Source organism: Luteimonas campi, assembly GCF_051162505.1.
Lineage (GTDB): Bacteria > Pseudomonadota > Gammaproteobacteria > Xanthomonadales > Xanthomonadaceae > Luteimonas.
Map to the genome: position 1 here is coordinate 201,474 of NZ_JBNWEM010000001.1, position 12,941 is coordinate 214,414.

8 protein-coding genes and 1 tRNA gene are annotated in these 12,941 nt (G+C 68.4%); 5 read left to right on the forward strand and 4 right to left on the reverse strand.

Features of this window, described 5'->3' with window-relative positions:
• Nucleotides 1-82: 82 nt before the first annotated feature.
• Both ACQYVW_RS00980 and ACQYVW_RS00985 read right to left on the reverse strand, forming a co-directional pair.
• Nucleotides 83-3,079 carry a TonB-dependent receptor gene (locus ACQYVW_RS00980; RefSeq protein WP_434933128.1) on the reverse strand — a complete coding sequence of 999 codons (2,997 nt, stop codon included), beginning with the start codon at nt 3,077-3,079 and terminating at the stop codon, nt 83-85.
• A gap of 53 nt (nt 3,080-3,132) precedes the next feature.
• On the reverse strand, nt 3,133-4,659 hold the full coding sequence (locus tag ACQYVW_RS00985) for a transglutaminase-like domain-containing protein (RefSeq protein ID WP_434933127.1): 1,527 nt from the start codon (nt 4,657-4,659) through the stop codon (nt 3,133-3,135).
• A 166-nt stretch (nt 4,660-4,825) separates the two neighbouring features.
• Between ACQYVW_RS00985 and ACQYVW_RS00990 the strand changes: the two genes are divergently transcribed.
• The 5 genes from ACQYVW_RS00990 (at nt 4,826) to ACQYVW_RS01010 (ending at nt 10,745) form a co-directional block, all read left to right on the forward strand.
• Nucleotides 4,826-6,217, forward strand: a complete 1,392-nt coding sequence (locus tag ACQYVW_RS00990) for a C40 family peptidase (protein WP_434933126.1) — start codon at nt 4,826-4,828, stop codon at nt 6,215-6,217.
• A 43-nt stretch (nt 6,218-6,260) separates the two neighbouring features.
• On the forward strand, nt 6,261-7,355 hold the full coding sequence (locus ACQYVW_RS00995; protein WP_434933125.1) for a dipeptide epimerase: 1,095 nt from the start codon (nt 6,261-6,263) through the stop codon (nt 7,353-7,355).
• A 1-nt stretch (nt 7,356) separates the two neighbouring features.
• Nucleotides 7,357-8,199 carry a MurR/RpiR family transcriptional regulator gene (locus ACQYVW_RS01000; RefSeq protein ID WP_434933124.1) on the forward strand — a complete coding sequence of 281 codons (843 nt, stop codon included), beginning with the start codon at nt 7,357-7,359 and terminating at the stop codon, nt 8,197-8,199.
• 228 nt (nt 8,200-8,427) lie between these two features.
• Nucleotides 8,428-9,720 (forward strand): dicarboxylate/amino acid:cation symporter, encoded by a 1,293-nt coding sequence (locus ACQYVW_RS01005; RefSeq protein WP_434933123.1) that lies wholly within the window; start codon nt 8,428-8,430, stop codon nt 9,718-9,720.
• A 122-nt stretch (nt 9,721-9,842) separates the two neighbouring features.
• Nucleotides 9,843-10,745, forward strand: a complete 903-nt coding sequence (locus ACQYVW_RS01010) for an amidohydrolase family protein (RefSeq protein WP_434945754.1) — start codon at nt 9,843-9,845, stop codon at nt 10,743-10,745.
• 9 nt (nt 10,746-10,754) lie between these two features.
• On the opposite strand, the gene ACQYVW_RS01015 is transcribed toward ACQYVW_RS01010, so the two are convergent.
• Entirely contained in the window at nt 10,755-12,383 is a 1,629-nt protein-coding gene (locus ACQYVW_RS01015) for an FMN-binding glutamate synthase family protein (RefSeq protein ID WP_434933121.1), read from the reverse strand.
• 453 nt (nt 12,384-12,836) lie between these two features.
• Nucleotides 12,837-12,910 (reverse strand) — tRNA-Cys (locus ACQYVW_RS01020).
• Nucleotides 12,911-12,941 lie beyond the last annotated feature (31 nt).

Sequence of the window (12,941 nt, forward strand, 5' to 3'; positions counted from 1 at the left end):
TGCGTTGCCGGCCCGCCATCAGGCGTAATACAGGTCGAAGAAGAGCGGCCACCCGATCGGGTGGCCGCAAGCGGGACGGAACTCAGAAGTTCCAGGTCACTACCAGTTGCGCGTATCGCGGCGATTGCCAGGCCGTGCCCGTGCCGAAGGTCGAGCGGACCACGCCGGGGTTGGACTCGTAGCGCGAAGACACGGCGACCACCTCCTGCTTGTTGAGCAGGTTGTAGACCGAGAATCGGGCCTTCAGGTCGATGCCTTCGACCGGCAGCGTCCAGGTCACGCTGGCCGCGAGGTTGTAGATCCAGGGCATCCGCCCGTATGCGCCGCGTGGCGACCACTCGTGCACGCGATCAGCCCACGGCCCGGAGCAGTTCTGCACGCAGAGCCAGCCGGTGCCGCCACCGCTGCCGGTGCTGGTGAAGCTGGCAACGGCGAAGTTCTCGTCGGGCCAGGTCACTCCGAAGGCAGTCCTCGGGCCGCCGGACAGCATGGTGAGCGTGCTGCCGAACGTCCACATCTCGTTGAGCTTGTAGCTGCCGCGCAGCTTGATCTGGTGGCGGTGATCGTTGAACAGGTCGCCGTATCGTTCGTTGTTGGCCGGATGGTCCCAGTGCTGGACCATGCCGGTATCACCATAGTTGGTATCCGAGTTGACCGGCCCCTCGTGGTTGCCTTCCGACTTGGACCACAGGTACGACGCGTTGAACGCCCATTTGTCGTCCCACGCGCGGTCGATCTGGAACTCGACTGCCTTGTAGGTGCGGCGGGGGTTGGCGTAACCCACGATACGGTCGCTGCCGACGGTGATGTAGCCTTCCCTCGAAGTGTCGATGGTGACCCAGCCATCCTGAGCACAGCCCATGTCGGTAGTGCCCCACAGCGTCAGTTCGTCTCCGGGATTGGCGATGGGCCACAAAGTCCCATGCCGCACACCGCACAGTGCGTTGATGCGGACGTCGTCCATGGCATTGTCCATGCGCCGGTAGGTGGCATTGACACCCCACGACCAGGCCTGGTTGATCATCTGCTGGAAGCCGAGGATCGCTTCGTCCTGATGGACGGCATCGAGGTCCTCGTCCACCGGCTCGTTCTGCAGGTTGAAGCTGTCGTCGACCGGGCCGAGCTGCGCCCCGACGATCGGGGCCATGTATGGCGCGCCCGTCACGGGGTTCGCTTCCTGGCGCCATCCGTCCAGAGCGTAGAACGTGTACTCGTCGGTCAACCCGCCGGCGAAGTTGTAACTGATGATGCTGGTCACCGGCATGTAGTACCGCCCCAGGTTGCCATACAGCTTCGTGCTGCCGTCGCTCTTCATGTCCCAGGAGAACCCCAGGCGCGGTGAAACCAGGTTTTCCAGCTTGATATAGCTGTTGCCACCGGCGTCGAAATTCTCGAAGTTGTCGACCCGAAGTCCGAGGTTGAGCATCAGGCTGGGGGTGACATTCCAGATGTCCTCCAGATACACGGCGCTTGTTTCGATGTCGAACACGCCACCGGCAGCGCGCTTGCGCGCCCGCAGGAAGGCGTCGACGCCCACGGGAAGCGGTGTGCCATTGTCGAGGACCTGCGTCGGACTGGTCCGGCCATAGGCGGTCCATACCCTGCCACCAGGGCCGGGGTAACGATCGGTGCGCTCGGTGGTCATGAGTTCGTGGTCCCAGCCGAAACGCAGCAGGTGGTCGCCGAGCGCCCACTCGAAGTCGAGTCGCTTGACCTTGCGTTCGTCCTCATGCTCGACCACGGTTCCGCCGGGATGGCAGCCCAGCACGGGACTGCCCATCGCGCGGTAGACGGCTCCGTAGGACGAGTTCTCGTAGCCCACCTGCTCGCACAAGTCGTCTGCCGGAGCCCGGCCGAAGCTGCTGCTTCCATTGATGCCGTACATCGCCTTGGCGGTGAAGTTGTCGCCGAAGCGGCCGGTGTAGGTGATCGAACCGCTCTTGCCGCCGGACTCGGTCGAGCGGTCGCCGCTGCTCGCCCCGATGGTGCCGTCGTTCCAGTTGTACGCGTAGGTGCTGGTGTCGTTGGCAGATTCGTCCGAGAAGGCGAGCAGCTCCAGCAGGTGGTCGTCGCTGATGTTCCAGTCGAGCTTGGTCCCCCAGAATCCGTTGTCGCCACCGCTTCTGGTCAGGCTGCTGCCGCTGGCGTTGGTATATCGGGAATTACTGTCCCGCTGCTCGTACATTGCGAACAGGAAGAGCTTGTCCTGGACGATCGGGCCCGATGCCCAGACGTTGGCCTTGGTGAAGTTGCTCCGGTCCCGGCTGCCGCGGACGTTGGTGCTGCCATCGGCGTAGTACCGGTCTTCCCTGTCGGACGCCCACGCCGCGGGTTCGAAGGTGATCGTGGCGCCGCCCTGCAACTCGTTGCTGCCACGTCGCGTGACCGCGTTTATGACGCCGCCGGTCGCGCGCCCGAACTCCACCGAGTATCCCCCCGTCTTGACCTGGAACTCCTGGAAGAAGTCGAACGGCGCGGTGGAGAAGCTGTGGCGCTTGTAGAAGTCGGTGACGTTGAGCCCGTTGATGAATACCGAGTTCTCCGCTACGGACGAACCGCCGAAGGAAAGTCCGCTGACGTTGGACGTTGCACCGGCGATGACGCCGGGCGCGAGCAGCGCCACCGAACTCAGGCTCTGCTCGACGGGCATGCGGGCGATTTCTTCACGCCGGATATTGGTGGCCGATTCGGTCGAATAGACATCCACGCGGTTGACCACCCGCTCGCCTATCACCTGCACCGAGTCGAGGTTGACCAGGCCGCCGTCGCCGCCGAGGTTCACGGTGGTCGTGCCCCCAAGCGAAACGCCGACTGCGACCGGGCTGCCTACGCTCTGTCCATCCCGGACCACTTGCAGGCTGTAGTCGCCGACCGGAAGCTGGGTCAGCCGGTAGCTGCCGTCGGCGGCAACGGTCACGGTCCTGCTCGCTCCGGTGGCCGTGTTGGTGATTGTGATCTGGTCGCCGGCCCCGGCGCGACCGGCGACGGCGCCCGTCGAGCTCTGCGCAAGCACGATCGGTGTGGCGGCGGCGAAGCAAGCGCCAAGCGCGATGCAGAGGGCGGCGCGGCGGAACTTCACATGTCTGACCTTCATTGCGGATCTCCCCGGAACAGTTGCTGTGGCTGGCGTGTTCAGCTGCGCTGGTCTTGCGGGAGCGGCAGCAGCTCCCATTCGAAGTCGTAGTCCCACTGGTCGAAGTAGAGATTTCCACCGTCCCACTCGGCCTCCCCGCGCTGCAGGTCGATGGTTTCGGAGCGGAAGTGGGTCTTGGCGGGGACGAAATCGCGGCCGTAGTCGTCGTTGAAGGCGACGCGATAGGCGTCCATGCCGCCGAGGTAGAAGTGCTCGAGCCCGGGATCCGTGCCCGGCAGGCGGCCGAAGGTGACGTCCATCGGCATCCATCCGTACGGGGCCAGGTACAGCCAGCCCCAGTCGTGCATGTTGTTGTAGCTGCCGTCGGAGAAGATCCACCCCGACTGCCAGCGCGCCGGGATGCCGTTGAGCCGCAGCAGGGTGATCAGCAGCAGCGTCTGCTGTCCGCAGTCGGCGCGTCCTGACTCGAGCGCATGCGCGCCGAGGTTGGTGATCGTCGAGTACTCGCGCGCACCGGCCCACGGGATGCGGTCGACCGCATCGAACAGCCTGCGTGCGATGCGATAGGGGTTGGTCTCATCGCCGACCACCTGCGCGGAAAACAGGCGCATCGCATCGGTGAACACGATGTGCGGTGCGCGTTCTTCCAGGTGCGGGGCCAGCTCCGGCGTGGACACGACGGGAACCACCCGCTCCGGATCGACCGCCACGTGCTGCCCGAAGACGGTCAGCTCGTAGCTGACCGAAAACCGCGTCGGCTCCCCCGCCCTCGCCTGTCGCTCGAGATAGGCGGTCCGCTGAAGGGTGTCCGGCGGCGCCAGCCGGGCGCGCGCCGGTTCGCTGCGAAGCAGTTGGATGCCCTCCTGCTGGCCGGGAATGTCGCGTGCGTAGGGCAGCCAGGCGCGGATGGTTTCGCCAGCGGGCACCGCGTCGGGCTTGACCACGAGCGACTGCGTGATCCGGACTCGCCGGGGCGCCGCTGCCGTACTGGCACCGGCACCCGCCCGCACCTCGGCATGGTGGGCATGCTGGGCAAGCTGCAGCGGACTGTCGTAGAAGGGCCGCGGGCGTGCGCGGCGCGCCCGCGCCTCCGCGCTCAGCCGGAACAGGTTGTGCGGCGCCCGCGCGAAGTAACGCAGCTGTCCATCGATCCGCATCGCATCGAACAGCCCGGCGCGCCGCCAGCGGTCGAACTCGTCGTCGCGCAGGTCGGGGATTTCCCGCAGCACCGCAGCGCGCAGCTGGTCGCCGTCGAGGCGGAAGTCCAGCAGGATGCGGCGCATGCGTTCGCGCTGGAACGCGATCTCGCGCCGGCTCGTCGCGGACGGTTCGGCCGCCTCGGCCTGGTCGGTGAGGCGCTCGGCTTCTTCGAACCGGCCCGCGTCCACCAACTCGACGATCTCCGGCAGCGCCTCGTACTCGGGCCGCGGAGGCGAGGTTCTCGCACCCGCGTCGACGGCCGTCGCCAGCAGGCCCGTCAGCGCCAAAGCCGCGCCCAGCCGGAACGCGGTCCGCCGCCGGGCATCCTGACCCCGTGTCTGGCATTCGCGGCGGCGGCTCGGCATTGGCGCGGCTCCCCTTCGCTGGGGTGGCGGTCAGGGGCTGTGTAACATGGCTGAAATGCGCCGTCAATAAATTATTCTTGACAGGTACCAAAAACGAATGATCTATTCTTCAACGTCGCTGCCGACGCGTCCCGCCGGAGATCAGGTCTTGCACAAGCGCACTTCAATGAGGGGGGCGCGGCTGCTCCTGGCGAGCTGGGTGATCGCTGCCTGCTGCTGGCCCCTCCATGCCCGGATGTCCGGCGATCCGCAGGCCGAGGTGCTGCCTGGCGTGGTGCAGGCGCAGCTGGTGCCGGAGTACTGGACCGCGCGCCTGCGCGATGCCGACGACGTCATCCTCGACGCAGAGGCCATCGCCGCGCACAACGCGCGCATGCGCCAGACCGAACCCTCGCTATACGACATCGAACAACTGCCGGTCACGCTCGAGGCCGACCAGGTACGCGCCTGGATCGAGTCGGCCTCGCCCCGCCCGTCCCGCACCCTGTACGACGAGTCCGGCAAGGAAGGCAGCGACCGCGCGATCGAGCGGCTGGTCGCCGCGCTCGACCTGAAGGCGGTGCCGCAGACGCAGGTGACGCGCTACGGGATGGTGGTGCGACGCGCGGACCTGCGCACCTTTCCCACCCATCTGCGCGTGTTCAGCACGCCCGACGATCGCGACATCGACCGCTTCCAGGAGAGCGCGCTGTTCCCCGGGACGCCCGTGGCGGTGGTCCACCGCAGTCGCGACCGTCGCTGGCTGTTCGTGCTCAGCGAAACCTATGCCGCCTGGATCGAAGCCGATGCGGTGGCGCTCGGCGACAAGGCCGAGATCTTCGCCTATACCCGCCGCATGCCCTTCCTGGTCGTCACCGGTGCGCAGGTGAGGACCGTGCACACGCCCGAGCGGCCGGCGGTGTCCGGCGTGCTGCTCGACATGGGCGTGCGCCTGCCACTGGCGTCCTGGCCGCGCGACGAGCCGCTCAACGGCCAGCATCCGGCCTTCGGTCATGCGGTCGAACTGCCGGTGCGCGGCGAAGATGGCGCGCTCTCGTTTGCGCCGGCCCTGATCCCGCGCTCGGCCGATGTGGCGCACGACTATCTGCCGCTGACCAAGGCCAACCTGATCGGCCAGGCGTTCAAGTTCCTGGGTGAGCGATACGGCTGGGGCCATCGCTACGACGCCCGCGACTGCAGCGGCTTCGTGTCCGAGATCTACCGCAGTTTCGGCGTGCTGCTTCCGCGCAATACGAGCGCGCAGTCGCGCAGCCCGGGACTGGATGGCGTGCAGATGGGCACGGAAACCGGCCACGACGAACGCTTGCGCCAGCTGGCCCGGAGCCAGGTGGGCGACCTGGTCTACATCCCGGGCCATGTGATGATGATCCTCGGCCACGTCGATGGGGAGACGTACGTGATCCACGACACCAGCGGCATGTCCCTGCTCGGCGAGGACGGGGAACTGCGCCGCTACCGGCTCAACGGCGTGGTGGTGACGCCGCTGCTGCCGAAGATGTCCAACGCCACCACCGCGACCGTCGACCGCATCACCAGCATCCAGCGCATCCGGCCGTGACCGGAAGGGCAGCCGCGGCGACCGCCGCAGGGAGACTCATGGAATGAAGATCACCGAGGTGCGCCTGGGCCGGGTCCGGGTGCCGCTGAAGACGCCGTTCAAGACCGCGTTGCGGACGGTCGACACGGTCGAGGACATCATCGTCTCGATCCATACCGACAGCGGCCACGTCGGCTACGGCGAGGCCGCCGCCACCGCGCTGATCACCGGCGACACCCACGGCTCGATGATCGAGGCCATCGGCCGGATCATCGCGCCGCGCCTCATCGGCGAGGACGTGGCCAACCTCAATCGCATCGTGCGCCTGGTGCAAACCGCGCTGGAGCGCAACACCAGCGCCAAGGCCGCCGTCGAGATCGCGGTCTACGACCTGTGGGGGCAGCTGTACGAGGCGCCGCTCTACCGCATGCTGGGCGGTGGCGAGCCGGTCATCACCACTGATATCACCATCAGCGTCGACCACATCGACAAGATGGTGTCCGATTCGCTGTCGGCGGTCGAGCGCGGTTTCGAGACGCTCAAGATCAAGGTCGGCAAGGACATCGGGCTGGACGTGGAGCGGGTGAAGGCGATCCACGCCGCGGTCGAGGGCCGCGCCCTGCTCCGCCTCGACGCCAACCAGGGCTGGACCGCCAAGCAGGCCGTGCACGCGATGCACGCGCTGGAGGATGCGGGCGTGCACCTCGAACTGCTCGAGCAGCCGGTGCGCGCACAGGACATCGCCGGGCTCAAGTACGTCAGCGACCGGATCAAGACGCCGGTGATGGCCGACGAGAGCGTGTTCGGGCCGCTCGAGGTCATCCGCCTCATCGAGCAGCGCGCCGCCGACATCATCAACATCAAGCTGATGAAGACCGGCGGCATCTCCAACGCGATCCGCATCGCCGACATCGCCGCGCTGTACGGCGTGGAATGCATGATCGGCTGCATGATCGAGACCAGCATCAGCGTCGCGGCGGCGGTGCACGTGGCGATCGCCAAGTCCGACGTGATCACCAAGATCGACCTCGACGGTCCCTCGCTGTGCGCCTTCGACCCGGTCGATGGCGGGGTGAGTTTCAACGAAGCCGAGATCTCGGTGTCGGAGGCTCCTGGCCTCGGCATCCGCGCGATCCGCGGCTACCAGCCGATCGGTTGAGATGCAGCCGCTGCTGTTGATCCGCGCGGGACGGGGGCAGATGTCGGCGATCGAGCGCCGCATCGCCGACTTCATCCTCGACAATGCGCAGCTGCTGCGCGACTACTCTTCCCAGCAACTGGCCAATGCGCTGGGCATCAGCCAGTCCAGCGTGGTGAAGTTCAGCCAGAAGCTGGGCTTCAAGGGGTACCCGGACCTCAAGTATTCGATCGGCGAGGCGATCGCCCGCAACGGCGAGAGCGCCGAGCCGGAGGCCGCCGCGGGCGTGGAGAACGGCGAGGACACGCTCGCACGCAGCCTGTGGCAGGCCAAGTCGCGGGCCGAAGAGGAGACCCGCCTGCTCAATCCACCCGAACGCCTGCAGGCCTTCGCCGGCATGCTGCAGGAGGCCGACCGGATCTTCGTGGTCGGGATCGGCGAGGACAGCGTGACGGCCCGCGCCTTCGCGATCCGCCTGTCGCAGCTCGGGCTGCTGGCGATCCACCATTTCGACCCCGTGCTGGTGCCGGCCGAGGTCTCGAACGCCAAACCCGGCGCCCTGCTGTTGCTGCTCTCCGAACGTGGCGAGGCGGCCGCCCTGGGCCGGCTGGCACGACTGTTCCGCGCGCGTGGCGGCAAGGTGGTGACGATCACGCGCCACACGGCCAATGCGCTGCGTGCGCACGCCGACCTCGCGCTGCTGGTTTCGGCCCACGACGAGGCGCGGCACGTGGAGCCGCTGCTCTACCAGGCGGCCCTGCACCAGTTGCTCGACCTGGTCTTCCTCGGCCTGTGCGGCGACGAGTCGCGCCGGCGGCGGCTCGACGACTACCGCGAGCACCTGCGTTCCCTGCTCGATGAGTGATCGGGGCGGGATCGACCGGGCGGTGCCGGCGACCGCGCGCGGTGGCCGCCCTGGCGCGCGAGCGAGCATCGTGCATGGCGCGGCCCGCCTCGACCTGGCCGGATGCCGCGCGGCGCGGCCTGCGCATGCCTGCTGGCTCCAGCCATCGGCCCGTTCGCGCAGGCAGGGCCGGCCGGTTCGTGTTATCCAGTCAGCCGCCGCATCCACCTCCAGATCGCCAGGAAGCCCATGACCGCAGTCCCGCCGGCCCCCCGCTCCCGTCTCTCTACGCCCGCGCGGGTGTTGATCGCCTTGTCGCTCGGCGCGGCGGTGGGCCTGCTGCTGGCCGCGTTCGATCCGGGGCGCGCCATCCAGGTGGCCGATGCCGTGCAGCCGATCGGCCGACTCTGGCTCAATGCGCTGCAGATGACGGTGGTTCCGCTGGTTGCAGCGCTGGTGGTGGTGGGCATCAACTCGGCTGCCGACGCGGCCGCATCGGGGCGCACCGCGCGCACCGCGATCGTGGTGTTCCTGGTCCTGCTGGCGCTGTCGGGGGCCTTCGCCTCGATCGCGGCCCCGACCTTCCTGTCGATGCTGCCGCGCGACGAAGCGCTCATCGCCACGTTCCGGGCAGCGATCCAGGCGCCCGAGAACCTGCCGGATGCGCCGGCGATCGGTGCCTGGCTGGCCAACATCATTCCCAGCAACGCCATCGCCGCGGCCGCCAACAGCGCCATGCTGCCTCTGGTGGTGTTCGCCATGTTCTTCGGCTTCGGCCTGACCCGCATCGAGCCGGAGCGCCGCGCGCGCCTGCTGGAACTGGTCCGCACCGTCGGCGACACCATGATCGTGGTGGTGCGCTGGGTGCTGTGGGCCGCCCCGGTCGGCGTGTTCGCCCTGGTGCTGGCGGTATGCGCGCGGGTCGGCCTCGACATGCTCAGCGCGCTGGGCTACTACATCCTGACCCAGTGCGTGCTCTACCTCTCGATCACCCTGCTGCTGTACGTGGTCGCCGCGGTCGCCGCGGGCGAGCGGCCTGCGCGTTTCGCACGCGCCCTGCTGCCGGTGCAGGCCATTGCCGCCAGCACCCAGTCCTCGCTGGCCTCGCTGCCGGTGATGATCGAGAGCGCACGCATGCGGCTGGGCTATCCGCTGGCGGTCACCTCGCTGGTGCTGCCCATGGCGGTATCGCTGTTCCGCATCGCCAGCCCGCCCCAGTACATCGTGGTGGCCTGCTTCATCGCCTGGATGTACGGCGTGGACCTGACCGGCGTGCAGCTGGGCACCGCCGTGGCGCTGAGCATCGTGGTCAGCATGGGGTCGGTCGGCCTGCCTGGCCAGGTGAGCTTCATGACCACCAACATGCCGGTCACCCAGTCGATGGGCCTGCCGGTCGAGCCGCTGGGCGTACTGCTGGCGGTGGACACGATTCCCGACGTGTTCGCCACCGTGGCCAATACCTCGGCCGATGTCACGGCCACGGCGATCGTCGCCCGGCACGGCGGCTCGGCTGACGCGGGCGCCGACATCGCGGACGCGTAGCGCGGACCGGGGCCGTCACGAAAGCAGGCTGCGCTGCGTCCTGTCGGGACGAGCCAGTGCCAAGAGCGCTGCAGCAGGGTCCGACGCCAGGCGTCGGCGTCCGTCCCAGCCAGGAGAACCCCGTGTCGTCCATCGTCCCCCTTCCGTCCACCCGCCCCGCATCGTCGCGGCGCCGGTATTCCGGCCTGCTGCTGCTGGCCTCGTCGCTGGCGGCCTGCTGCAGCGTGGCCGCCGCGCCGCCGGTGTTCGACGTGCATGTGCATCTGCGCGAAGGCGCGCAATCGCTCGATGCCTACGAGACCGAGGCGCGCAAAGCCGGCATCGAGACCGGCGGCATCGGCGCGATGTGGTTCGGCGGCCCCCACCAGGCGCGGGCCGGGGACCTGGGCGCGATCCGCGCCGGCAACGACGGCATCATCGCGCTGGCGGCCGCGCGTCCCGGCGTGGTCGCCGCGGCCACCGTCCATCCCTACGACGGCGATGCGGCGCTGGACGAGCTCGCGCGCGTAGCGGCGGCCGGCGTGAAGCTGCTCAAGCTGCACGCCCACACCCAGCAGTTCGACGTGGCCGACGCGCGGGTGGAGGCGCTGGCGCGCCGCGCCGGCGAACTCGGGCTGGCGGTGCTGATGGACAACGCCGGGATCCTGCCGGGCGACCACGAGAAGCTGTTCAACCTGGTGGTCCGGGTGCCCGGCACGAAGTTCATCCTGGCCCACATGGGCGGAATGAACTTCCGCTTCTGGAACATCGTGATGTTCGCGCGTACCGCCGACGGCTTCGCGATGGACAACCTGTACTTCGACATTTCCGGGCCGGTGCTGCTCGCCGATTCGCCGCTGGAGGCGGAGCTGGTGTGGACCCTGCGCAACGTCGGCATCGACCGCATCCTGCTGGGCTCGGACTACCCGCAGATGGGCCTGGCGGCGGCCGTGGACGCGCTCGAGCGGCTGGACCTGGACGAGGACGAGAAGGCCGCGATCCGCTGGCGCAACGCGGCGCGGCTGTTCGGGCTGGAGGCGCGATAAGCCCGGCGGTCAGGTCAGCTTGCTGCGCCGCATCTCCAGCGCGCGCTCCGGCGGTTGGAACGAATCGGCGCGGGCGCCGGCCCAGAACGCACGGAACACCGCGTGCTCGGGCACGTGGTCGAGCAGTTCGCCCGGCGCCAGGAACCGGTACAGCGCGGCCAGCGAGCGCACTTCCGTCGGCGAGACGCGGCGCAGGATGTGCTCGGGTCCCAGCTGCGAGGGGTGTTCCAGGCCCGCCGCGCCGAGCATGTCGCGCAGGGCGCGCAGCGTGTTCTGGTGGAAATTGAACACGCGCGCGGCCTTGTCCTCGACGTCGAGCGCCCGCCAGCGCGCAGGGTTCTGCGTGGCCACCCCGGTGGGGCACTGGTCGTTGTGGCAGCTGCGCGACTGGATGCAGCCCAGCGAGAACATGAAACCGCGCCCGGCATTGCACCAGTCTGCGCCCATCGCGATGGTGCGCGCGATGTCGAAGGCACTGGCGATGCGGCCGGCGCCGGCCAGCCTGATCCGGTCGCGCAGGCCCACGCCCACCAGGGTGTTGTGCACCAGCATCAAGGCCTCGTGCATCGGCACGCCGACGTGGTTGATGAACTCCAGCGGCGAGGCGCCGGTGCCACCCTCGGCCCCGTCGACGACGATGAAGTCGGGGGTGATCCCCGTTTCCAGCATCGCCTTGGCCACGCCGAACCATTCCCAGGGATGGCCGATCGCGAGCTTGAAGCCGGTGGGTTTGCCCCCGGACAGTTCGCGCAGCCGCGCGATGAAGGCAAGCAGGCCCTGCGGGGTCGAGAACGCCGAATGCGAGGCCGGCGAGATGCAGTCCACCCCCGCTGGCACGCCGCGCGCGGCGGCGATCTCGGCCGTCACCTTGGCGCCCGGCAGCATGCCGCCGTGGCCGGGCTTGGCGCCTTGGGACAGCTTGAGTTCGATCATCCGCACCTGCGGGTCGCGGGCGTTGGCGGCGAAGCGCTCCTCGCTGAAGCGGCCGGCCTCGTCGCGACAGCCGAAGTAGCCCGAGCCGATCTCCCAGACCAGGTCGCCGCCGCGCTCGCGATGGTAGGACGAGATCGAGCCCTCGCCGGTGTCGTGGTAGAAGCGGCCGCGCCTGGCGCCCTCGTTGAGCGCGCGGATGGCGTTGGCCGAGAGCGAGCCGAAGCTCATCGCCGAGATGTTGAACACGCTCGCGTCGTAGGGCGTGGATTGCGCGCCGCCCACAAGCACCCGGAAGTCGTGCGACTCGGCGTGCGCCGGCGCGAGGGAATGGTTGATCCACTCGTAGTCGACGCTGTAGGGGTCGTGCTCGCTGCCGAAGGGCACGGTGTCGCGCTCGTTCTTCGAGCGCTGGTAGACCAGCGCGCGCTTCTCGCGCGAGAACGGCACCTCGGCCAGGTCGTCCTCGATGAAGTACTGGCGGATCTCCGGCCGGATCGACTCGAAGCCGTAGCGGAAGTGCGCGATCACCGGATACAGGCGACGCAGGGTCGAGCGCTTCTGCACCACGTCGACCAGGCCCACGAGCGCCAGCGCGCCGGCCACGGCCACCGCCCACCACCAGGATCGCGACCAGGTCAGCGACAGCGCCAGGGCGAGCACGGTCAGCGCGATGCAGGCGAACCAGACGGTCTTGCGATGGAACATGGGCACCGGGGGCGACGCGCGCCGGACTGGCGCGAAGCCATCATCACACAGCCGGTGTGGCGGGCGCGTGCCCCGTCGCCGCGCGCGCAGGCGTGCCCGAGGATCGCGTGGTGGTGCCCGAGGCCGGACTCGAACCGGCATGACCGCGAGGTCGAGGGATTTTCGTACCACTTCGGCTTTCGCCGCCGGCCGCGGCCGTTCGTGGTCTGGAGCACGCCTTCACCATGGCGCAATGCGCTGTAGGTGCCCGCCGTCTGCTCTCTACACCTTCCCCCCGCCATGGAGGGCTTGGCTCGGCGTTGGCGCGGACCGGAGTCCAGGGCGTTCACCGACTTTGACGGGTGCCACCCCCGCGGTTTCCCGCGGAGGGCTCAAATCTTCAAGTCCCTTGTGTCTACCGATTTCACCACTCGGGCGTGGCCGGCGATCGCGTCTTGCTCCCTGTGCGGGAGATGGAGGCCTGGGTCGGAATTGAACCGGCGTACGCGGATTTGCAGTCCGCTGCATAACCACTCTGCCACCAGGCCGGTGACGCGCGCCACGTGAACGATACACGCT